The organism is uncultured Flavobacterium sp. (assembly GCF_963922255.1).
Taxonomy (GTDB): domain Bacteria; phylum Bacteroidota; class Bacteroidia; order Flavobacteriales; family Flavobacteriaceae; genus Flavobacterium.
This window is the reverse complement of record NZ_CAWUIC010000007.1, coordinates 102,157-126,637: the sequence shown is the minus strand read 5'-3', so window position 1 is coordinate 126,637 and position 24,481 is coordinate 102,157. Positions and strand designations below refer to the sequence as shown.

The window sequence follows — 24,481 nt, the reverse complement described above, 5'->3', positions numbered from 1 at the left end:
ATGATGACAGAAGAAAAAATGAGATTTTCAGACGCAGATTTAGCTGAGTTTAAAGAATTGATTTTACAAAAAATTGAAAAAGCACAAGCCGATTTAGATTTAATAAAAAGTGCTTATATGAATGATTTGAATAATGGAACTGATGATACATCTCCAACTTTTAAAGCATTTGAAGAAGGTAGTGAAACTATGTCTAAAGAAGCAAATTCTGCTTTGGCTATTCGTCAAGAGAAATTCATTCGCGACCTGAAAAACGCGCTTTTCCGTGTAGAAAACAAAACGTATGGTGTTTGTAAAGTAACAGGAAAATTAATCAACAAGGAGCGTTTAAAATTGGTTCCTCATGCTACTATGAGTATTGAAGCTAAGAATATGCAACGATAAAAAAATTACTTAAAATTTAAAAACCCTTCATAACATTTTGTTTGAAGGGTTTTTTATTTGAATAAGTCTTAATACTTAATTCTATAATCTTAATACTATCTACTATAAATCAAACTTAATTCCTTGTGCTAAAGGCAACTGATCTGAATAGTTAACAGTATTTGTTTGTCTTCTCATATATACTTTCCAAGAATCAGAACCAGATTCTCTTCCACCACCAGTTTCTTTTTCACCACCAAAGGCTCCACCAATTTCAGCACCAGAAGTTCCGATGTTTACGTTAGCAATTCCACAATCTGAACCTGCAAATGATAAGAATTTTTCTGCTTCTTTCATTTCGTTAGTCATGATGGCTGATGATAAACCTTGAGCAACTCCATTTTGTAATTCAATAGCGTTTTCAACTTCACCAGAATATTTCATTAAGTATAAAACTGGAGCAAAAGTTTCATGTTGCACGATTTCAAAATGATTTTCTGCTTCTATAATCGCTGGTTTTACATAACATCCAGATTCATATCCTTCACCAGAAAGAACACCACCTTCAACTAATACTTTTCCACCTTCTGCTTTTGCTTTTTCAATAGCAGCTAAATAAGTGTTTACAGCATCTTTATCAATTAGTGGTCCAATATGATTTTTTTGATCTAATGGATTTCCAATAGTCAATTGTTTGTATGCACCCACAATGGCATCTCTAACCTTATCATAAACTGATTCATGAATGATTAATCGTCTTGTAGACGTACATCTTTGTCCAGCCGTTCCAACAGCACCGAAAACAGCACCAGGAACTACCACTTTTAAATCTGCAGTTGGTGTAATGATAATAGCATTGTTTCCTCCTAATTCTAATAATGATTTTCCGAAACGTTCTGCCACTGTTGCTCCAACAATTCTTCCCATACGAGTTGAACCTGTTGCAGAAATTAGAGGAATTCTTGTATCAGTAGTCATCATTTCTCCTACTTTATAATCACCATTGATGATGCATGAAATTCCTTCTGGTAAATTGTTCTCTTTTAGAATTCCTGCAATGATATTTTGACAAGCAATAGAACATAAAGGAGCTTTTTCAGAAGCTTTCCATACGCAAACATCACCACAAATCCATGCTAAAGCTGTATTCCAAGACCAAACGGCTACTGGAAAGTTAAAGGCAGAAATGATTCCAACTACACCAATAGGATGCCATTGTTCTCTCATAACGTGACCTGGACGTTCTGAAGGAATAGTTTGACCGTTCAATTGACGAGACAAACCTACTGCAAAATCACAGATATCAATCATTTCTTGAACTTCTCCATATCCTTCTTGTAAAGATTTCCCCATTTCGTAAGAAACTAATTTTCCAAGAGGTTCTTTTAATTCTCTTAATTTGTTTCCAAATTGACGAACAATTTCTCCTCTTTGTGGAGCTGGCATGGCTCTAAATGTTTTGAAAGCAGCTGTTGCACTTTGCATTACTCTTTCGTAATCTGCAGCAGTAGTTGTTTTTACTTTACCTATTAATTGACCATCAACTGGTGAATAACTTTCAATGATTTCTCCGTTTGAAAACCATATGTTTCCGGTTGAGGTTCCTTCGTTAATAGCTTTTACCCCTAATTTCTCAAGAGCTTCTACCATTCCGAATTGTTGTGCTATTGTTGACATTGTAACTTTTTTTAATGTTTTTGTTATATTTTTAGCAAAAATAGGTCTTTTTTTTGAATTTTTTTGCAATTGTTGTTACACAATACATAGTGATTTTTAAGATTTTGCCCTAGCCCAGATAGCAACGGCATCCTTTTTATCTCGTTCTTAAAACGAGATAAAAAGATATAGTGGATAGCTGGAAATAGCTCCAAAAAATTATTTTACGAATCGTTTGTCAGTTTCCATAACTGTTCCGCAATTGTTGCATGTTCTTAATTCTTTGGAACCATAAAAATGTTTGAAATGTGCTAGAAAATCAACTTCAATATCTTTTAATTCAAAGTAAACTTCATATAACTTATGATTGCAATTATCACAAAACCATAATAAACCGTCAGGAATATCTTGTCCAGCACGTTTTCTTTCAACAACTAATCCGATAGAATTTTCTTCTCGAACTGGTGAATGTGGCACTTTTGCAGGAAGAAGAAACATATCTCCAGGACCAAGTTGCATGGCTTTCTTTTTGCCATTATCTTGAACGTAAACGGTAATATTTCCCTCTAATTGATAAAATAATTCTTCGGTTTCGTTATAATGATAGTCTTTTCGTGCATTTGGTCCAGCCACAATCATTACGATATAATCACCCGAACTTACATATAAATTTTTGTTACCAACAGGAGGTTTTAATAAATCTCTATTTTCTTCAACCCATTTATTTAGATTGAATGGTTTTTGTATTGCCATAGTATCCTATTTAAACATACGAAGTTACTAAAAATAAAAAAGGTTAGCGTGAACTAACCTTTAATTTATGATATAATTGTAAAATTTATTTTGTGATTGAAAGTGTACTTTCTTTATAATTTACTTCAACTTTACCCAAAGTTCTTAAAGTATTTTCTCCGATTACTAGTGGAGAAGAAATACCATTAGTTATAACCGCAGTGACATTGTTTAAAGTAAATCCATTAAATTCAATAGAGTCAATTAACAATGTAGAACCTTCTGGAATTCTTCCGTCAGAAAGAGAATAAGCTTGTTCTCCAGAATAATTTTCAGGTTTTACTTTACCTGTTTTTAATAAAAACAAGGCATCTTTTCCAGAAATTAAAATATCTTCAAGATCAGCATCGTATACAAAATTTGACCCAGCTGTGTTAATTGTACAAGGAATTTCTATTTGGCCCTCTTTGTTTTTATTAAATGAAATCTCTTTTTTAGATGAAACAGCTTTTGTTACTATTTGTCTATTAGGTTTTTGTTCTCTAATTATATACACATAAACAGGAAAGTGATCACTAAAACCAGGAACACCGTTAGAATTTCTTAAAGGATATCCTTTGTATTGTCCTTCTTTTTGAATTAAAAAATCTTTGTTATAAACTCCAGCTTTCCAATAAGTCCATGAATTATAATCTTTGTTTATATATGGTTCTGAAAGCATGATTTGGTCAAATAAATCCCAAGAATCTCTATAGGCAAGAGAACCAATACCATTATTTGACATTTCTTCCATCGGATTAAAAATACCAGACTTTTTTACATCTTCTTTTTTAGCTACAGCTCCAATTTCTTTTTTAACACTTTTGTTATAAGGTCCGTCATTTAAATCGCCCATTGTAATAATTTTAGCATTGGGATTAATTTTGTAAAGAGAATCAATAATTTTTCTGTTTAAAGCACCAGCAGCTTCTCTATAAGGACTACTTTTCTTTTCACCTCCAGAACGTGAAGGCCAGTGATTTACAATAAAGCTAACTTCTTCTCCATCTAAAAGACCAGTTACTAAGAGTTGGTCTCTAGTGTACACTCTCTTTGATTTTTTATCTACAGACTCTGTATCGTCAGTATCTTCGTTTTTTTCTTTTTTAGAAGGAACTTTTCCGTCACTATACACATACAAAGGAATGTTTGCATAACTTGTAGGTTTAAAGTGCAATGGATCATATAATAAACCGGTGTCTATTCCTCTATGATCAGGTGAATCAAAATGAACAATTTTATAGTTTTTATTAATTAATCTTGGTTGTTTAACCAAATCTTCTAAAACTCTTCTGTTCTCAACTTCACAAACTCCAATTATAGTAGGGCTATTTCTTTGCTGTTCATTTGTTCCTATTTCAAGTAACACTCTACTTAGGTTGTCTAGCTTCTTTTTATAATTTTTATAAGTCCAACCTTTTGCAGGTAAGTACTCTTCATCGTTAATTGTTGGGTCGTTAATAGTATCAAATAAATTTTCTACATTATAGAAGGCAATTGTGTGTAATTCAAATTTTTTTTCTTGTGAAAGCCCTATATTTACTGATGTTATAAGTAAAAGAGCAATAATAACTTGTTTAATTCTCATTGGTTTAATGTTATTTTAATGTCAATTTTATTCAAAGTTTGGGTCAAAGGTATATAATATTGTTAAAAATTGTACATTTGCAGTCTGTTAAGTTATATTCTTAACACAATTTTAATATTCAAAATTAATTTAAATTTTTTATGAAAAGACTATTATTAGGTATTTTATTTTTAATACAAACAATGGTTGTTTTTGGTCAAGAGGCTAGTTTACAAGGTAAGGTAATTGATTCTAAAACATTGAAGCCGCTTCAAAATGTTGTATTGACAATTGAAAGTACCAATCAATCTAAGGTGTCAAATGTTAGTGGAGTTTTTAAATTTGACAAAGTGCCTTCAGGAAATCATTCTTTAATTGTTACTTACACAGGATACACAACACAAGTGTTTCAACTAGAATTAACAGAAGGAGAATTATTAGATTTAGGTACAGTTGTAATTGAAGAAGATATTACAACAGAAAAACAACTTAGTTTAGTTACTATCACAGAAAGTGATTTAGGTGACGATAATAGTGGTTCAGAGAGTACTTCTGGATTATTACAGGCATCAAGAGATGTGTTTCAACAAGCAGCAGCATTTAACTGGGGACAAGCTAGGTTTAGAGTTCGTGGTTTGGATAATGAATATGGTGTTACAATGATTAATGGTTTAATAATGAATAAACTTTATGATGGTAGACCACAATGGAGTAATTGGGGAGGTTTAAATGATGCTACTAGAAATCAAGAGTTTTCTATGGGAACAGCACCATCTGATTATACTTTTGGAAATATATTGGGAACTCAAGAAATAAATACTAGAGCTTCTTTTTATCGTCCAGGAAATAGAGTTACTTTTTCAGGAACAAACACCAACTACAGTTGGAGAGCTATGGCTACTCATGCTTCTGGTTTTAACAGTAAAGGTTGGGCATATACACTTTCTGCTTCAAGAAGATGGGCTCAAGAAGGTCACTTTGAAGGAACGGATTATAGTGCCAATTCATTATTTGCTAGTGTTGAAAAAAAATTTAATGATAAACATAGTTTAAATTTAACTTCAATCTTTGCTCAAAATAGTAGAGGAAAAAGTTCTCCAAACACTCAAGAAGTTACGGATTTAATGGGTTATAAATATAATTCATATTGGGGATATCAAGATGGTAAAAAAAGAAACTCAAGAGATAAAGATATTCAAGAACCAATGATGATTTTATCTCACTATTGGAAATTTAATGAAAACAATAGATTAAATACAAATGTTTCTTATCAAACAGGTTCTATAGGAAACTCTAGAATTGACTTTACTAACGGAAACAATCCAGACCCAACGTACTATAGAAACTTACCAAGTTATTTCTTAAATACATTTACAGATGATGTTTGGACACCTAATCAGGCAGGTGCAGATACTGCAAAAGATTTCTTTTTAAACAACAGTCAAATTGATTGGAATGCAATGTATATTGCTAACCAAAACAGCTCTTTTCCAGGAAGAAGTATTTATGTTTTATATGAAGATAGAACGGATGATGATCAATTTAGTGCAAACTCAATCTTAACGTCAAGTTTATCGGACAATGTTAGTTTAAATGCAGGAGTTTCTTTCAAAAAATTAAGGTCTCATAATTATCAAAACCTATTAGACCTAATGGGTGGAAGTTATTATTTAGATATCGATCAATTTTATGTGGGGGATGCTTCTCAATCAGACTTAAACAACCCTAACAGACAAGTTGGCGAAGGAGATACTTATGGATATAATTATAATTTAAACGCAACAGTTGCTGACGCTTTTACACAATTTAAATTTACTTATAACAAGGTAGATTTCTATTTGGCTCAATCTTTTTCTAGAACAGAATATCATAGAGAAGGTTTATATAGAAACGGAATTTATGCTAATAACTCTTATGGAGATAGTGATAAAGTAAACTTTGAAAACTTTGGATTCAAAGGGGGATTAACTTATAAAATTACAGGTCGTCATTTATTAAGTTTCAATGGAGGATATTTAACTAAAGCTCCAAATTTAAGAAATACATTCTCAAATGCTCGTTTAAACAATAATTACACTCCAGACCTAGAGAGTGAAAATATTATGAGTATGGATGCGAGTTATATCATAAGAGCTCCTAAATTAAAAGCAAGATTAACAGGTTTCATGACAAAAATTCAAAATACAAGAGAAATTTCTTTCTACTATGCTGAAAACATTTCAGACGTTGTTGGAGATGAAGATGCTTTTATTAGTGAAATCGTTACAGGGATAAATAAAAAGAATATTGGAGTAGAGTTAGGTATTGAATATCAGATTACTTCTACAGTTAAGGCAACAGGTGCTGCATCTTATGGACAATACATTTATGATAATAATCCAAACTTGTATATTAATGATGATGCTCAAGCTAGTGCAACTAATACAAACCCATTAACTTCTTATGGTAAGTCATATTTAGATGGCTACAGACAAGCAGGTATGCCTCAACAAGCTTATTCTTTGGGATTAGAATACAGATCACCTAAGTTTTGGTGGATTGGAGCAAACGTTAATTATTTAGCAGATAGCTATATTGATGTTTCAAATGTTTTAAGAACAGATAATTTTACACTTGACAATTCTGGTATATCTTTTGATGGTGCTGATGAAGAAACAGTTAGAAGTTTATTAAAACAAGAAAAATTTGACTCTTTCACATTAGTAAACCTTATTGGTGGAAAATCTTGGAGAATTAGTAAGAAAAATAGAAACACTGTTGGTTTCTTCGCATCTATTAACAATGTGTTTGATATTGAATACAAAACAGGTGGTTTTGAGCAATCAAGAAAAGCAACTTTCCCAGATTTACAACAAGATTTAGTAAGCGGAACAAGAACTTTTGGACCTAAATATTTCTATGGTTATGGAAGAACTTATTTCTTAAATTTCTACCTTAATTTCTAAAAAAAAGAACTATGAAAAATATATTTATAAAACCAATTGTCTTAATGACATTAAGTTTAGCAGTTTTTACAAGCTGTGTAAAAGAAGATGATTATGCTATTCCAACAGTTAAAATACCTTTTTTTCAAGAAAATTTTCAAGATGTAACTGCTAATACAGACTTAGATATTGAAAATTGGACAAACTTTGCTGAAGAAGGTTCGTGGAAATGGAGAGAAAAAACATTTAGCGGAAATGGATATGCTGAGTTTAGTGCTTTCGGTTCTGGAGCGACTTCTAATATAGCTTGGTTAGTTACTCCACAAATTGATTTGACAAATTATAACAAACCAACCTTAAGAGTTGATATCGCTCAACATCATTTAGATGTGAATTCTTTTGAAAATTCTTTAGAAGTTTTAATTTCTAGTGATTATGATGGTACAAATGTGTTAAATGCAACTTGGACTCCACTAAATGCAAATATTCCTGATACTTCTGTATCTTGGTATGAATTTGTAACTTCAACAATTGACCTTTCTTCATACAAAGAAAAAGTTTACATTGCATTCAAATTTAGAGGTTCAGGTACAAATACTAATTTTGATGGAGCTTTTCAAATTGATAATGTTTTATTTTATAATGAAAATTAATATAGCTATGAAAACAATTAAAAATTTAATTTTAATATCACTTATCGCAATCACTACAGGTTGTGTTAATAGTGATGAGTACAATGCACCAGATTTATCAGGAGAATGTGTTAATTTAACAGCTACAAAAATTGTTTCAGACATTACTTCTACAGCTACAACTACAGCTACAATTTACCCTACTGAGGATATAATTGAAGCATATGTAACTTCAAGTGATGAAGGTGGAAACTTTTATAAATCTATATCATTTCAATCAGTTGATGGAAGTATAGGTTTTAGTATGCCAGTTGACACCTATAACTTGTTCAATGAATTTGAGCCAGGAAGGTTGGTTTATGTAAACATGAAGAATCTTTATGTTATGAAAAAACACAGTTCTACACTTATTGGAAGTCTTTATGAAGGTGAAGTAGGTAGAATAAGTGGTGTTGAGTACAAAGAAGTTTTAAAACGTTCTTGCACTAAAGTTAATGAAGATGAAATTGTAAGTCATATGACTATAAATGAAGCTTTAAATGATCAACATTTGAATAAGCTTATTGAGTTTGATAATGTTCAATTTACAAACACTTCTTTAGGACATACTTTTTTTGATAAAAGTTTAAATGCAGTTTCAACTTGGACTGCAACGAATCATTTAATAACTGATAATTTAGGACAACAAGTTATTGTTAGAGTAAGTGAATATTCAAATTTTGCTTCAAATGCAATTCCTAGTGGTAGTGGAAAAATTAGAGGTGTATTAACAAAATACAATAGTGATTATCAATTTATGATAAGAACAATTAATGATGTTAATCTTAACGACGAAAGATTTCAATTACTAACACCGTTTTTCTCTGAAGATTTCCAAACAGCTACAAACAATACAAATTTAAACAATCCAGGTTGGACTAATTTTGCAGAAAGTGGATCGTGGCTTTGGAGAGAAAAAACTTTTAGCGGAAATGGATATGCAGAATTTAGTGCTTACGGTTCTGGAGCAGCAATTAATAAAGTTTGGTTAGTTACACCAGCAATTAATTTAGATAATACAATAAATGAAGTGCTTACTTTTAAAATTGCACAACATCATTTAGACGTAGATTCTCCAGGAAACTCTTTGGAAGTTTTAGTTTCTACAAATTATGATGGAACTAATGTTTTATCTGCTAATTGGCAAACTTTAAATGCTAATATTCCAAATATGGATATTTCATGGTATCAGTTTTTAACATCTTTCATAAATGTCTCTAATTATTCAGGAAATATTCATGTAGCTTTTAAATTCACAGGTTCAGGTACAGATTTAAATTTGGACGGAGCTTTCCAGGTAGACGATGTAAAAGTATACGGAGAATAAAAAAAACATCTATTTAAAAAGCGACTCAGATGAGTCGCTTTTTTTATGGAATAAAATCATTACTTTTGTGCATTAAATTTTCAAAAATGTCTTTAAAGAAAGCTTATCTATATATTTTCATAGTTTTATTAATCGATCAAATTTCTAAAGTATATATCAAAACTAACTTTTTCTTAAACGAAGAAGTTAAAGTTTTTGATTGGTTTAGAATTCATTTTATTGAAAACGAAGGAATGGCATGGGGTGCAGAAATTCCGGGTGATTATGGAAAAATAATTTTAACTGTTTTTAGAATTTTTGCCGTTTTTGGAATTGCTTGGTGGTTACAAGATTCGCTAAAAAAAGAAAGTTCAAAATATTTAATAGTGGCTATCATTCTAATTTTTGCTGGAGCATTAGGAAACATAATAGATTCTGTTTTTTATGGAGTTATTTTTGACGATAGCTATCATCAAGTGGCAACTATATTTGCTGAAGAACCATATGGAACTTGGTTTCACGGAGAAGTTGTTGATATGTTCTATTTTCCTATTATAGTTGATTATCCTATGCCAGAATGGGTTCCTTTTATCGGTGGAAAACCTTTTACTTTCTTTAATGCTATTTTCAATGTAGCCGATTTTGCAATTTCTGTTGGTGTTGGAATTCTAATTGTTTTCAATAAGAAAGCTTTTGGAACTATAGAAGGTTAATTTATGTAAAAGAAATTATGTCTTCTGGATTCACACAAAAATTCAATTTAATGTCATTTTCATAAACATCTTCAATTAATTCTTCTGGTATAAAGAAAGACAGCCCTATTTTAATAGCGTTTGTTTTACATTCTGATAAAAACTTATCATAAAAGCCTTTGCCGTAGCCAACACGATTTCCTTGCTTGTCATAGGCTAAAAGAGGCACAAAAACTACATCAATCATTTCGGTTGGCACATTTAATCCATTTATAGGTTCAGGAATATTGTAGTTGTTTTTTTTTATCTTGGTATTATCAGTTAAAAGAAAATGTTCCATCGAAGTTGTCTCAAAATTAGATTTTGAAATCACAATTTCTTTGTCTTTTGCTTGTAAAATATTTAATATAAATTCAGAATTGACTTCTTTTTGTTCTTCAATAGGTAAAAAGATATGAAAATAAGTACTTTCCCAAATATCTAATTTTAATAATTGGTTTGCAATAGCTAAACTTTTTTTATCAATTTCTTCAATTGATAAATGTTGTCTTAATTCTTTATACTTAATTCTTAATTCCTTCTTCAACATACATTGTCGCTTTTAATTCGTCTATAAAAATAGTCAAATGTTCGACTTCCACATGATTCATTACAACAATTTTATACCATTTGTTTTCTCCATGATGTTCTTGTGGCACTAAATGAAACTTTTTAGCTAAAGCTTTTGGAACAAACTCTTCTTGAATAGTAACAATATTCATGTAAGGTTCTCTAAAATATTTTACATTCAATTTATCCAATTCATTACATAAAAATTGAGTTCGCATTTGTAAAACACTCGTTTTTTCAAACCAACCAAAAGGCCCATAAGTAAATAAAATCATCCAAACAGCCACTGCATTTGCACCAGAACGACTTCCACAAAGGGTTAAATCCATTCCTTCAACATATTTAGCTTCTTTGGTGATTACATTTTCAATTAAATTTTTTCGGCAAATAAAAATTCCTGTTCCATATGGTGCTTGAAGCATTTTATGAGCATCAATAGTAATAGAACTTATCTTTGGGTTGCTGAAATTTATTGCTGAATTTTGATTATTAAATGGATAAACAAATCCACCATAAGCTCCGTCAATATGTAATTTGTAGGTTAATTGATGTTTTTCTAATAGGGATGTGTAAGTTTCAGGATTATCCACAGAACCAAACATTGTTGTTCCCATATTTGACACTACAATAAAATATTTTTTGCCGTTTGCTTTTGCCATTAGCAGTAATTCTACTAACTTATTTTCATCGATAGCTCTAGTTTCAAAATGAACAGGTACATTTATTCTGTCAATTTGAAGTAAATTTGCTCCTTTTGGAATAGAATAATGAGTGTCTTCAGAAGCTATTAATGCAATTTCGGATAAATTGGCACCATGCTCATTTATAAAATAATTGCGATAAATCCAAAAGGCTTGGATATTGGCTTCAGTTCCACCTGGAGCAATATAACCGTCAAATTGGTTAGGATCTGCTTTGAAAACATCCACAGCAAGCACATTTAAAACCTCTCTTTCTATATCTTGAGTACCACCAAAAGCACTTTCCGAATCACCATAAGTATGACAACCAATATTGTTTGGATTTGCAACAAAAGTTTGTAGCGTAGGAGCATCTTTTAAAAAAGGAGCATCATCATAAAACACTTGTCCATCGAGTTGAGACGCTGGATAGCCTAATGAAATATCCTTAGAGAAATTAATATTATTTTGAAGCGCTTTTTCAATTCTATTTTTTCGTTCTTCTTGCGACAGTTTTTTCCAATAATGCATTATGGTAGTTTTGAGTACAAAATTACCATTACTTCAAACAGCAAAACATGATAAATGTTAGTTTTGATTTTCTAATTTGGTAGAAATATGAAAAACAGCATCACCTTGATACACAATTGGTGCATCATTTACATTAATAACATAGCCATCATTTGGTGCTTTTAACTTGTGCTCCACCTTGCCAAAAGGATCAGAAATCATTGCTAAAACTTCTCCTTTTTTTACATAACTACCAATATTTATTAAACCATGAAATATACCAGAAAAATTTGATCGAATCCAATTCGATTTTTCAATAAAAATAGTTTCTTGTTCTTTTTTAAAAGATTCTACATCTGGATTTAACATGTTTAAATGCTTTAAAAAACGTTTTGAACCTTGAACACCATCTTCAGTTATCATATCATTTAAATCTAAAGATTTTCCACCTTCAAAAAGCAACATTTTTACACCTAATTTTGTACATGCATTTCTAAATGAACCTTGGATGTTTTTTGAATATAATGTAAATGGAGAATTAAAAACTGCTGCTAATTCTTTTAATTCAAGATTGTTTGGAACAATTCTTATCTGTGGAGCATTGAAACGACTGGCTCCACCAGCATGAAAATCAATAGCATAATCAACATTTGGAATAATTTCTGTCACCAAAAAATGAGCAAACCTGCTGGCTAATGAGCCATTTTTACTTCCGGGAAAAACACGATTCAGATCACGCTTGTCTGGAAATTCTCGAGTTTGATTGATGAAGCCAAAAATATTTATTATTGGAATACAAATTATGGTTCCGCGTGATGGTTTGTTTATTTTTTTGCGAATAATTTGGCGTACAATTTCAGTTCCGTTGATTTCATCTCCATGCAAACAAGCACTAAACAAAACGGTTGGACCATCAATTTTAGAACGTTCAATAATTACTGGAATTTTAAGCTTTGTCATTGTGTGTAATTTGGCAATTTCAACTTCAATAGTTTTGCTTGTTCCAGGTAAAATACTTTCACCCAACAATTCTATAACTTTATTCTTTTTCATAAAATGATAATAAGTGTTAAAAGTAAGAAATTCCTATTTAGAAAATAGTACTACTATAAAAATCTATGTAAATTTGTTATCGAGCTTATTCGAAAAATCAAATTTTTAATGACTAATTCATCACTCGAACTTCAAATTCAAACTTTACCCAATAATCCTGGTGTCTATCAGTACTTTGATAAAGACGATAAGATTATATATGTTGGAAAAGCTAAAAATATAAAAAAAAGGGTCTCGAGTTATTTTACTAAAAAACATGATAATTACAAAACTAGTGTTTTAGTAAAAAAAATTGCATCTATTAAACACATTGTTGTTGCCACAGAATCAGATGCATTGTTGTTGGAAAATAATTTAATTAAAAAACTTCAACCACGGTATAATATTTTATTAAAAGACGATAAATCTTATCCTTGGATTTGCATTAAAAACGAACCTTTTTCAAGAATTTTTCCCACAAGAAGAATGACAAAGGATGGGTCAGAATATTATGGCCCATATACTAATTTTAAAATTGTAAATACGATTTTAGAAATGATTAAAGAATTATATCCTTTGAGAACTTGCAATTATGATTTGTCACAAGCAAATATTAAATCAGGAAAATATAAAGTTTGTTTAGAATATCATATTGGCAATTGCAAAGGTCCATGTGAAGGATTAGAATCTTTAGAAAATTATCAGAAGCAAGTAGAAGCTATTAGACAAATTTTAAAAGGAAACTTCAAGGATAGTTTAAAAGAATTTAAAAAACAAATGAAAGAATTGGCTGAAGACATGCAATTTGAAGCGGCTCAAAAAGTCAAAGAAAAAATTCAGGTTTTAGAAAATTATCAAGCAAAATCTACTGTATTAAACCCTAAACTGTCGAATATTGATGTGTTTTCAATTGTTTCGGATGAAGCAATGGCTTATGTCAACTTCTTACAAATTTCTCATGGAGCGATCGTTCGTTCGCACACTATGGAAATCAAGAAAAAACTAGAAGAATCTGACGAAGAATTATTAGAACTAGCTGTTGTTGAAATCAGAGAACGATTTAAATTAAATTCAAAAGAAATTATTCTTCCTTTTCCAATATCTTTAGGAGAAAATTTAAAAATAACAGTTCCACAATTAGGAGATAAAAGACAAGTTTTAGATTTGTCTATTCGAAATGCCAAATACTATAGAATGGATCAATTGAAACAAATAAAAATCGTCGATCCAGATAGACATACCAATAGAATTATGGCTCAAATGAAGAAAGATTTACGTCTTTCGGTTGAGCCTAGACATATAGAATGTTTTGATAACTCAAATATTCAAGGAACAAATCCAGTAGCAGCTTGTGTGGTTTTTAAAGATGGCAAACCAAGTAAAAAAGATTATCGACATTTCAACATAAAAACAGTTGATGGACCCGATGATTTTGCTTCCATGGAAGAAGTGGTTTACAGAAGATATAAGCGTTTAATGGACGAAAACGAACCATTACCACAACTAATAATTATTGACGGTGGTAAAGGACAATTATCTTCTGCTTTAAAAAGTATTGATGCTTTAGGTTTAAGAGGAAAAATTGCTATTATTGGAATTGCAAAGCGACTGGAAGAATTATTTTATCCGGGTGATTCGGTTCCGTTGTATTTGGATAAAAAATCAGAAACTTTAAAAATTATTCAGTTTCTTAGAAATGAAGCTCATCGATTTGGAATAACACATCATCGAGATAAGAGAAGTAAAGCTGCTTTAACAAATTCCTTAGAATCAATTCCAGGAATTGGAGAAAAAACAATGATTACGTTACTAAAACATTTTAAAAGTGTTAAAAGATTGCAATTAGCTACAGAAAAAGAAATTTCTGATGTTATAGGACTTTCAAAAGCCAAAAAAATTACCGAATTTTACAAAGAAAAAGAAACTTAATATTTTGATTTTTAAGAAAAAAGAAAAAAGAGAAAAGAAAAAAGAGAAAAGACTTCTCCCAATTCATTATGCTTTTTTGTTTCTGTTTTCTATTTTCTATTTTCTATTTTCTACTCCAATTTACGCTCAAGATTCCATACAAAAACCTAAAATAGGATTAGTGCTTTCTGGTGGTGGTGCAAAAGGTTTAGCTCATATCGGTGTTTTAAAAATAATCGATTCCCTTAATATCAAAATTGATTATATCGGTGGAACAAGTATGGGTGCAATTATTGGAGGCTTATATGCTTCCGGTTATTCTGGCAAAGAACTAGAATATGCTTTTTCTCAAATGGATGTTGATAAATTAATTCAAGATTTTGTTCCCAGAAGTTCTAAAGGGTTTAATCAAAAAAGAAACGATGAATTATATTCTTTAACGTTACCTTTTAAGAACTTGAAAATTTCTTCTCCAAGAGGCCTTTCAAAAGGAATGTATAATTTTAATACTTTATCTAGATTAACCTATCATGTAAAAGACATTAAAGATTTTAGTCAATTGCCAATTCCTTTTTTTTGCGTGGCTACAAACATTGAAACTGGTGAAGAGGTTTTATTAAAAAAAGGAACGCTAGCCGAAGCAATTATTGCTAGTGGAGCATTACCAACATTATATAACCCAATTGAAATTGATGGTAAATTACTAGTAGATGGAGGTGTAAAAAATAATTATCCAGTTGAAGAATTAAAAAGATTAGGCGCAGATATTATAATTGGTGTAGATGTACAAGAGGGTTTAAAAGACAGATTAGATTTACAAAGTGTAACAAGTGTTTTGATGCAAATTTCTAATTTCAATACTATTGAAAAAATGAAAAGTAAAATACTTCTGACTGATGTGTACATTAAACCAGACGTTAAAGGTATGTCGGTTCTTTCATTTGACAAAAGCAATTTAATTATTAATAAAGGAGAAGAAGCTTCTAGGAATGAAATAGAAAAATTGATCCAACTTCAATCTAAAGATAAAATTGTTAAGAGAAAGATCAAAATTTGTGATTCAATTACTGTTAAAGATATTGGAATAAATGACTTAAAAAACTACACAAGGTCTTATATTATTGGGAAACTTAATTTTAATCAAAATAAAAAAATCCCGTTTTATAAATTTGAAAAAGGTATTAATAGTTTAAATGCCACCGATAATTTTAGTTCAATATTATATAGTTTTGACGAAAACGACAATTTAGTCTTTGATTTAAAAGAAAATCAGGTAAATACTTTTATTAAATTTGGCTTACACTATGACGATTTATATAAAAGCTCTTTATTAATAAACCTAACACAAAAAAAATTATTATCAAAAAATGATGTTGCTTCTTTAGATATAATTTTAGGAGATAATTTCAGGTATAATTTTGACTACTTTATTGATAATGGTTTTTATTGGAGCTTTGGCATAAACTCTAGATTAAACACTTTTAATAAAAATATTCAAAATGATTTTAACAATGGAACTACATTAACCAATTTAGACATAAATTCTATTAATATTGATTATTCAGATTTTTCCAATCGAATATTTGTGGAAACCATTTTTAGCAAACTGTTCCTCATTGGAACAGGTGTTGAATTAAAACATTTAAGAATTCAATCACCTACATTGCAAAATCTAACTCCAATTTTTGACAAAAGTGATTACTTTTCTGTTTTTGGTAATTTAAAATATGATTCATTTGATAAAAAATATTTTCCAAAATCAGGCTGGTATATTAATGGAGAATTAAAATCGTATCTTTTTTCTTCTAATTTTAATAATAATTTTGAGCGTTTTTCTACAATTAAAGGAGATATTGGGATAGTAAAAACTTTTTACCAAAAAGTCTCTGTTAAACTACAATCAGAACTAGGCTCAATAATTGGTGAACGAACAATTCCTTATTTTGATTTTGTTTTAGGAGGTTATGGATTTAACAAAATAAATAATTTTCAACACTTTTTTGGATATGATTTTCTTAGTTTGTCAGGCAGTAGCTATATCAAAGGTTCTGCAATGATTGAATATGAGGTGTTTAAAAAAAATTATTTAAACTTTACCGCAAATTATGCAAACATTAGCGACAGAATTTTTGAATCTGAGGATTGGTTTTCACATCCAAAATTTTCTGGATATGCCTTTGGCTATGGATTTGACTCCTTAATTGGACCTTTAGAAATCAAGCATTCTTGGTCACCTGAGACTAGAGATCATTACACTTGGTTCAGTATTGGATATTGGTTTTAATAAATTAAAATATTTTTACGATATTTGTACTAATGAAAAAATCGGATAATTTATTAGCTCACTTAAAATTCCTCATCAAGAGAAATCCTGAATGAGTCTATATTCTTTTTGATTGTTAACGAAAGTTATGGTAAACCATACTTTTAAACTTTAATCTTTAAACAAAAAGAAATGCCACTATATCACACATTAGGAAAAATTCCACCTAAACGTCATACTCAATTTCGAAAACCAAATGGTGAGTTATATTATGAGCAGTTATTTGGAACCGTTGGTTTTGATGGAATGTATACTAATTCCTATCATGAACAAAGACCAACTCAAGTAAAAGAAATTAGAAAGCAATACAGTGTTGCTCCTAAAATTGCTAAAGAAAATAACATTCAATCTTATAAATTAAAAGGATTTCAAGTAAGTCCTGAAAACGATTTTCTAGAAAGTAGAAAAATTGTTTTAACGAATTCAGATTGTCATATTGTTCTTGCAGCACCTAAAAATAAAACTACCGAATATTTTTATAAAAATACCGATTCTGATGAAATGATTTTCATTCACAAAGGATCAGGTAAATTAAGAACCATGCTTGGAAACATAGACTTCAAATATGGTGATTATTTGATTGTTCCAAGAGGTATTATCTATAAAATGGATTTCGATACAGAAGATAATCGTTTGTTTATCGTAGAATCGCATCGTCCAATTTATACTCCAAAACGTTACAGAAACTGGTTTGGACAACTGTTAGAGCATTCTCCTTTTTGCGAAAGAGATATTCGTCGTCCACATGAATTAGAAACCAATAACGAATCAGGTGACTTTGTCATCAAAGTAAAAAAGAAAGAGGAAATCATAGAAATGATCTATGCGTCACATCCTTTTGATGTTATAGGTTATGATGGGTATAATTTTCCTTATGCTTTTTCGATCCATGATTTTGAACCAATAACAGGAAGAATTCATCAACCACCACCAGTCCACCAAACATTCGAAACTGATGCATTTGTGGTTTGTAGTTTTGTACCAAGACTGTATGATTATCATCCAGATTCAATTCCAGCACCTTACAATCACAGTAATATTGATTCTGATGAAGTTTTATACTATGTTGATGGAGATTTTATGAGCAGAAATGATGTTGAGCCAGGAAATATTTCATTGCATCCAGCAGGAATTCCTCATGGACCACATCCAGGAGCTACAGAAAGAAGCATTGGAAAAACAGAAACCAAAGAATTAGCCGTAATGGTAGATACTTTTAAGCCTTTAATGGTTACAGAAGAAGCTATGAAAATTGCCGATGAAACCTATTTTCAATCTTGGTTAGATAAATAATTAATAATAAAATATAGAAAGCTTTTAAATGATTAAGTAGGTCGTCTTAATTCTTAGTACTTTCATCTTAATACAAACATTATGAGTAAAGAAATAAAATCAGTAAACTACGGTTTAGAAAAAATATTTGAAGGAGCACAAGACTTCCTTCCACTTTTAGGAACAGATTATGTAGAATTTTATGTTGGAAATGCAAAACAAGCAGCTCATTTCTACAAAACTGCATTCGGATTTCAATCGCACGCATACGCAGGATTAGAAACTGGAGTAAAAGACAGAGCTTCATACGTATTAAAGCAAGATAAAATTAGAATAGTTTTAACAACTGCTTTAAAAAGCGATTCTCCAATTGGTGAACACGTTAAAAAACACGGAGACGGTGTTAAAATTGTAGCACTTTGGGTAGAAGATGCTCGTTCTGCTTACGAAGAAACAATGAAAAGAGGAGCAAAATCTTACATGGAACCAACTGTAGAAACAGACGAACATGGAGAAGTTGTCCGTGCAGGAATTTATACTTATGGAGAAACTGTTCACATGTTTGTAGAACGCAAAAATTATAAAGGAGAATTTTTACCAGGATACGAAAAATGGGTGTCTGACTATAATCCAAAACCAACAGGCCTAAAATATATTGACCATATGGTTGGAAATGTAGGGTGGAATGAAATGAATACATGGGTAAAATGGTATGAAGATGTAATGGGATTCGTAAATTTCCTTTCTTTTGATGACAAACAAATTACCACAGAATATTCAGCTTTAATGTCTAAAGTAATGTCAAATGGCAATGGAAGAATTAAATTTCCAATAAACGAACCTGCAGAAGGAAAGAAAAAGTCACAAATTGAAGAATATTTAGACTTCTATGAAGGAGCAGGAGTTCAACATATTGCAGTAGCTACTGATGATATTTTAACAACTGTTGCAGATATGCGCTCAAGAGGAATTGAATTTTTAAGCACACCACCACAAGCTTATTATGATGCAGTTCCGTTACGATTAGAAGCACACAATCATAAACTTCAAGAAGATATCGATAAGTTAATGAGTCTTGGAATTATGATTGATGCTGATGAAGAAGGTTATTTATTGCAAATATTTACAAAACCAATTGAAGATAGACCAACGTTATTTTTTGAGGTAATTCAAAGAATGGGTGCTCGTGGATTTGGTGCAGGAAATTTTAAAGCACTTTTTGAGTCAATTGAACGTGAACAAGCATTGAGAGGTACATTATAAAAAACGCTTATTTTTTTACATTATCAAAAAATAAACACTTTTATTAGATAATAATCAGTTAAAAAAGTTAAAGTTGAGAAATTAGTAAGAATAATTCAAAATCACACTTACCTTTGCACTCGCAAAAATGAGGAGAGTGGTTTCTCTGAAATTTTTATATAAGTTTTTCATAATTTATAGTTTTTTGGTTGGTTAATAGCATAAAAACTCAGTCCTTTTTTGGACTGAGTTTTTTTGTTTTGTAAATTTGGTACAGAAATTGCATTTTCTACAGTAAAAGAAAAATTAAACAGTTATGAAAAAATTTATTTTATTAACCTTAGTGTTCATTTTTACAAATTCATTTACCCAAAAAGAAGATTCTTTTACAACGGGTGAGTATTTTAAATTAAGAATCCATTATGGTTTAGTTACAGCAGGTTATGCAACTTTAGAAATTAAAGAAGCTACAAGAAATAATAAAAAAGTACATCATGTAATCGGTACAGGATATACAACTGGAGTTACAAAAGCTTTTTTTAAAGTTAGTGATAATTATCAGAGTTTTTTTGATAAAGAAACAGGTAAACCATATCAGTTTTTAAGAAAAATTGATGAAGGTGGTTATACAAAATATCAAGAAGGTTTTTTTAATCAATCTAATAATTCAGTTTTCGTAAAAGACTACAAAAATAACACTGAAAAGACATTTAAAGTCCCAGAAAATGTTCAAGATATCGTTTCTTCATTTTATTATTTGAGAAATCATCCAGATATTGATAATCTAAAAGAAGGAGAATCTATCTCAATTGATATGTTTTTTGATGATGAAACTACAAAGTTTAAGCTAAAATATATTGGAAAAGAAGATATAAGTACTAAATTTGGAAAAGTTTCTTGTATGGTGCTTAGACCTTATGTTCAAGCAGGTAGAGTTTTTAAGGAAGAAGAGAGTTTAAGTATCTGGGTTTCAGATGATGACAACAAAGCTCCAATTAGAATTAAAGCAAGTTTAGCTGTCGGTTCTCTAAAAGCAGATCTTTACGAATACAAAGGACTAAAACATACGTTTAAAGTCAAAAAATAATATAGATGGAAATAAATCCAGAAATTGAAAAAAAAATTCAACTTTTAGATGAAAAATTTCAAAAAATAGATCAAAAAACTGATACTCATTTAGAAGGTCTTCTATGGGCTAAACCCATAACTTATTGGGATTATATTCAAACAGATGCACTTTTAAATCTTCAAACACAAAGAACAACTTTACCTGATGAAATGGTTTTCATCATGTATCATCAGGTAAATGAGTTGTTATTTAAAATGATACTTTGGGAAATTGAACAATTGTGTCATACAGAAAAACCTCAAACCGATTTTTTTACCGAAAAATTAATGCGAATTTCTCGCTATTTTGATATGCTAACAACCTCATTCGATATCATGGGTGATGGAATGGAAGTAGAGCAATACATGAAATTCAGAAATACATTAACTCCTGCAAGTGGTTTTCAAAGTGCACAATATCGATTAATTGAATTTGCATGCACAGATTTAATTAACCTAATTGATCACCGTTTTAGAGCAACTATTGATAGAAATACTCCATTTGAACATGCTTTTGAGCATTTATATTGGCAAGCTGCAGGTAAAGACCATGAAACAGGTAAAAAATCATTCTTAATTTTAGAATTTGAACGCAAATATAAAGCCGAATTTCTTCGTCATATGGAAGAATATAACACCATCAATATTTGGCAAAAGTTCAAACAATTACCAGAAAACGACCAGAAAAACCCAGCTTTAGTTGAAGCTATGCGTCATTTAGATAAAACGGTAAACATTACTTGGGTAATGGGACATTTAAATGCAGCCATAAAATACATTGGAACCGGAGAAGCAACTGGTGGTAGCCATTGGCAAAAATATATGCATCCAAAATATCAAAAAAGGATATTTTTTCCTCAATTATGGACTGAAGATGAATTAGCAACTTGGGGTGAATAGCCTAACAAAACAAACGATTTGAAATACTTACTATATATATTTGTTGCCGTCACATTATTTTCTTGTAAAAAAGAAAAAGAAATACCACAAATAATAAAACCTATTGAAAAACCAGAACAAATTATTAAGGATTTTGGCATAACATTTAATGACTATATCGTTAAAATCGACACTTTACAATCTGGAGATACTTTTAGCACTATTTTAGATGGATATGAATTGAACAACAATTCAACATTTCAGGTAACTGAAAAAATTAAAGATTCATTTAATCTACGTTCTATTAGAGCAGGTAAACCTTATTATCTGTTTTTAAATAAAAAGAATAAAAAAGATTTAAAATATTTTGTTTACGTAAAAAATAGAACAAATTATTTAGTTGTTGATTTTAGAGACTCTACTTTAAAAGTACAAGAAAAAGTTAGACCTTCTACCATAAAAAGAAGAACAATTGCCGCAGAAATTGAAGGTTCTTTATCTGAAACCCTAAGCAAAGAAGGTGTTAGTGCAGGTGTTGCTTCTAAATTGGCAAAAATATTTGAATACTCTATAGATTTCTTTAAAATAAAAAAAGGAGATAAATTTGCTATAACAATTAACGAAAGGTTTATTCAAGATACTATTTATGATGGAGTAGTTGATATTGAAGCTTCTTATTTTGAATATAAAGGAAAAAAAATCTATGCTTTTCCTTATAAAATGTCTGAAAACCAAAAATATCCTGATTATTACGATGAAGAAGGTAAGGGTTTAAAAAACATGTTCTTAAAAGCTCCTCTAGATTTCTTTAGAATATCTTCACGATTCTCTGGAAGACGATTTCATCCTGTTCAACAAAGGTGGAAAGCACACAATGGAACAGATTATGCAGCTCCTCATGGAACACCTATTAAAACTACAGCTTCTGGAGTAGTAGAACGAACAGGTTACACTGCTGGAAATGGAAACTATGTAAAAGTAAAACATACTCCAACATACTCCACGCAATACCTTCATATGTCTAAAATTTTAGTAAAAACAGGACAAAGAGTAACGCAAGGACAAGTTATCGGAAAAGTGGGAAGTACTGGATTAGCTACAGGACCTCACGTTTGCTATCGATTCTGGAAAAATGGAGTCCAAGTTGATCCATTACGTTTAAATTTACCAAATGCTGAGCCAATGGATAAAGCTCACAAATCAAAATATTTAGTTCAAATTGCACCTCTAAAAAAACAATTAGACAGTATTACTGCTTTAAAATTTAAAGAAGAATAAAGTTATGTCATTACAAAATATCAACCCTTCAGCTACAGAAGCTTGGCAACAACTTCGCAATCATTTTTATGACATGCAAACTAACTCTATTAAAGATATGTTTGCCAATGATCCTAAAAGAGGAGAAAAATTTACTATCCAATGGGAAGATTTTTTAGTAGATTATTCAAAAAATAATATTACTAAAAAAACCGTTGACCTTTTATTAGATTTAGCTAATGAGGTTGGTTTAGAAAAAGCAATTAACTCTTATTTTTCTGGAGAAAATATTAATAAAACAGAAGATAGAGCAGTTTTACATACAGCTTTAAGAGCCAATGAGAATGATGAGGTATTTGTAGATAATCAAAATGTAATTCCTGAAGTTTTTAAAGTAAAAGAAAAAATCAAAAACTTTTCAAATGAAATTATTTCAGGAAACAAAAAAGGATACACAAACAAAGCTTTTACGGATGTTGTAAATATCGGAATTGGAGGTTCAGACCTTGGCCCTGCAATGGTTGTGGAAGCACTTCAATATTATAAAAATCAATTAAACGTTCATTTTGTTTCTAATGTTGATGGTGATCATGTAAACGAAATCATCAAAAAACTAAATCCAGAAACGACATTATTTGTAATAGTTTCGAAAACTTTTACAACGCAAGAAACACTTTCAAACGCAGAAACTATTAGGAAATGGTTCTTAAAATCTGCCAAACAAGAAGATGTTGCTCAGCATTTTGTTGCTGTTTCTACAAATATTGAAAAAGTAACAGCTTTCGGAATAAATCCAGGAAACATTTTTCCTATGTGGGATTGGGTTGGAGGAAGATTTTCACTTTGGTCTGCAGTTGGTTTGTCAATCAGTTTAGCTGTTGGTTTTGATAATTTTAACTCATTGCTAAAAGGAGCCAATAAAATGGATACTCATTTTAAAGAAACTTCTTTTGAAAATAATATTCCAGTTGTTTTAGCATTAATTAGTGTTTGGTACAATAACTTTTTTGGTGCTGAAACCGAAGCATTAATTCCTTATACTCAATATTTACAAAAATTAGCTCCTTATTTACAACAAGGAATTATGGAAAGTAATGGAAAAAGCATAGGAAGAGATGGAAATCCAGTAAATTATCAAACTGGAACCATAATTTGGGGTGAACCAGGAACAAATTCACAACACGCATTTTTTCAATTAATTCATCAAGGAACAAAATTAATTCCAACAGATTTTATTGGTTACAAAGAATCACTTTACGGAAACAAAGATCATCACGATAAGTTAATGTCAAACTTTTTTGCGCAAACAGAAGCTTTGCTAATGGGTAAATCTGAAAGTCAAGTAAAAGAAGAATTTGATAAACAAGGAGTTTCTAAAGAAAAAGCGGATTATTTATTACCTTTTAAAGTTTTTAGAGGTAATAAACCAACTAATACATTGCTAATAGATAAACTTACTCCTGAATCATTGGGTTCATTAATTGCTCTTTATGAACATAAAATATTTGTTCAAGGAATCATTTGGAATATTTTTAGTTATGATCAATGGGGTGTTGAATTAGGAAAACAATTGGCTAATTCTATCTTAGATGAAATCAATAACAATTCAATTAAACCACATGATAGCTCAACGTTAAATTTGCTTAAACATTACATTAACGAGTAGCAATATCAAAATAAATTCATAAACTTTTTTTAACGCTAAGGTTGTT

At 30.3% G+C, this 24,481-nt stretch carries 18 protein-coding genes and 1 pseudogene; 13 read left to right on the top strand and 6 right to left on the bottom strand.

Annotated features, from left to right (window positions below):
* The first annotated feature begins 3 nt into the window (after window positions 1-3).
* Entirely contained in the window at window positions 4-384 is a 381-nt protein-coding gene (locus AABJ49_RS07595) for a TraR/DksA C4-type zinc finger protein (RefSeq protein ID WP_338377646.1), read from the top strand.
* A 102-nt stretch (window positions 385-486) separates the two neighbouring features.
* Here the strand turns inward: AABJ49_RS07595 and AABJ49_RS07590 are convergent, their stop codons facing one another.
* The 3 genes and pseudogenes from AABJ49_RS07590 to AABJ49_RS07580 all read right to left on the bottom strand — a co-directional run.
* A complete protein-coding gene (locus tag AABJ49_RS07590) occupies window positions 487-2,040 on the bottom strand; it encodes an aldehyde dehydrogenase family protein (RefSeq protein WP_338377580.1) in 1,554 nt (517 codons plus the stop codon).
* Window positions 2,041-2,238: 198 nt separating this feature from the next.
* Window positions 2,239-2,772, bottom strand: a complete 534-nt coding sequence (locus tag AABJ49_RS07585; RefSeq protein ID WP_338377578.1) for a 3-hydroxyanthranilate 3,4-dioxygenase — start codon at window positions 2,770-2,772, stop codon at window positions 2,239-2,241.
* A gap of 511 nt (window positions 2,773-3,283) precedes the next feature.
* Window positions 3,284-4,378: pseudogene (locus AABJ49_RS07580) on the bottom strand (endonuclease/exonuclease/phosphatase family protein); the annotation flags it as partial.
* Window positions 4,379-4,518: 140 nt separating this feature from the next.
* Here AABJ49_RS07580 and AABJ49_RS07575 point away from each other — a divergent pair.
* The 4 genes from AABJ49_RS07575 to AABJ49_RS07560 all read left to right on the top strand — a co-directional run bounded on the left by AABJ49_RS07575 (window position 4,519) and on the right by AABJ49_RS07560 (window position 9,971).
* Window positions 4,519-7,302, top strand: a complete 2,784-nt coding sequence (locus AABJ49_RS07575) for a TonB-dependent receptor (RefSeq protein ID WP_338377576.1) — start codon at window positions 4,519-4,521, stop codon at window positions 7,300-7,302.
* Window positions 7,303-7,313: 11 nt separating this feature from the next.
* Window positions 7,314-7,934 carry a hypothetical protein gene (locus AABJ49_RS07570; protein WP_338377574.1) on the top strand — a complete coding sequence of 207 codons (621 nt, stop codon included), beginning with the start codon at window positions 7,314-7,316 and terminating at the stop codon, window positions 7,932-7,934.
* Between the two features lie 7 nt (window positions 7,935-7,941).
* The gene (locus tag AABJ49_RS07565) at window positions 7,942-9,279 is read left to right on the top strand and encodes a DUF5689 domain-containing protein (protein WP_338377572.1); all 1,338 of its coding nucleotides are present in this window, start codon (window positions 7,942-7,944) and stop codon (window positions 9,277-9,279) included.
* An 86-nt stretch (window positions 9,280-9,365) separates the two neighbouring features.
* Window positions 9,366-9,971, top strand: a complete 606-nt coding sequence (locus tag AABJ49_RS07560) for a lipoprotein signal peptidase (protein WP_338377569.1) — start codon at window positions 9,366-9,368, stop codon at window positions 9,969-9,971.
* A gap of 1 nt (window position 9,972) precedes the next feature.
* On the opposite strand, the gene AABJ49_RS07555 is transcribed toward AABJ49_RS07560, so the two are convergent.
* Genes AABJ49_RS07555 through AABJ49_RS07545 form a run of 3 tightly spaced genes read right to left on the bottom strand, consistent with a single transcriptional unit; the run spans window position 9,973 to window position 12,802 of the window.
* On the bottom strand, window positions 9,973-10,539 hold the full coding sequence (locus AABJ49_RS07555; RefSeq protein ID WP_338377567.1) for a 5-formyltetrahydrofolate cyclo-ligase: 567 nt from the start codon (window positions 10,537-10,539) through the stop codon (window positions 9,973-9,975).
* On the bottom strand, window positions 10,514-11,770 hold the full coding sequence (locus tag AABJ49_RS07550; protein ID WP_338377565.1) for a pyridoxal-dependent decarboxylase: 1,257 nt from the start codon (window positions 11,768-11,770) through the stop codon (window positions 10,514-10,516). Before AABJ49_RS07550 ends, AABJ49_RS07555 begins: the two co-directional genes overlap by 26 nt.
* Window positions 11,771-11,827: 57 nt before the next feature.
* Complete coding sequence (locus tag AABJ49_RS07545) at window positions 11,828-12,802, bottom strand: succinylglutamate desuccinylase/aspartoacylase family protein (protein ID WP_338377563.1); 975 nt, start codon at window positions 12,800-12,802, stop codon at window positions 11,828-11,830.
* 108 nt (window positions 12,803-12,910) lie between these two features.
* On the opposite strand from AABJ49_RS07545, the gene uvrC reads away from it, so the two are divergent.
* The 8 genes from uvrC to pgi all read left to right on the top strand — a co-directional run bounded on the left by uvrC (window position 12,911) and on the right by pgi (window position 24,435).
* Complete coding sequence (uvrC, locus tag AABJ49_RS07540) at window positions 12,911-14,710, top strand: excinuclease ABC subunit UvrC (RefSeq protein WP_338377561.1); 1,800 nt, start codon at window positions 12,911-12,913, stop codon at window positions 14,708-14,710.
* A gap of 4 nt (window positions 14,711-14,714) precedes the next feature.
* Window positions 14,715-16,973 (top strand): patatin-like phospholipase family protein, encoded by a 2,259-nt coding sequence (locus AABJ49_RS07535; RefSeq protein ID WP_338377559.1) that lies wholly within the window; start codon window positions 14,715-14,717, stop codon window positions 16,971-16,973.
* Window positions 16,974-17,144: 171 nt separating this feature from the next.
* Window positions 17,145-18,305, top strand: coding sequence for a homogentisate 1,2-dioxygenase (locus AABJ49_RS07530; RefSeq protein WP_338377557.1), 1,161 nt, complete (start codon window positions 17,145-17,147; stop codon window positions 18,303-18,305).
* 81 nt (window positions 18,306-18,386) lie between these two features.
* Window positions 18,387-19,547, top strand: a complete 1,161-nt coding sequence (gene hppD, locus AABJ49_RS07525; RefSeq protein ID WP_338377555.1) for a 4-hydroxyphenylpyruvate dioxygenase — start codon at window positions 18,387-18,389, stop codon at window positions 19,545-19,547.
* Between the two features lie 295 nt (window positions 19,548-19,842).
* Complete coding sequence (locus AABJ49_RS07520; RefSeq protein ID WP_338377553.1) at window positions 19,843-20,613, top strand: DUF3108 domain-containing protein; 771 nt, start codon at window positions 19,843-19,845, stop codon at window positions 20,611-20,613.
* A gap of 5 nt (window positions 20,614-20,618) precedes the next feature.
* Window positions 20,619-21,533 carry a tryptophan 2,3-dioxygenase family protein gene (locus AABJ49_RS07515; protein WP_338377551.1) on the top strand — a complete coding sequence of 305 codons (915 nt, stop codon included), beginning with the start codon at window positions 20,619-20,621 and terminating at the stop codon, window positions 21,531-21,533.
* Between the two features lie 18 nt (window positions 21,534-21,551).
* Window positions 21,552-22,790, top strand: coding sequence for a peptidoglycan DD-metalloendopeptidase family protein (locus tag AABJ49_RS07510; RefSeq protein WP_338377549.1), 1,239 nt, complete (start codon window positions 21,552-21,554; stop codon window positions 22,788-22,790).
* Between the two features lie 4 nt (window positions 22,791-22,794).
* A complete protein-coding gene (gene pgi, locus AABJ49_RS07505; RefSeq protein ID WP_338377547.1) occupies window positions 22,795-24,435 on the top strand; it encodes a glucose-6-phosphate isomerase in 1,641 nt (546 codons plus the stop codon).
* The last annotated feature ends 46 nt before the right edge of the window (window positions 24,436-24,481 follow it).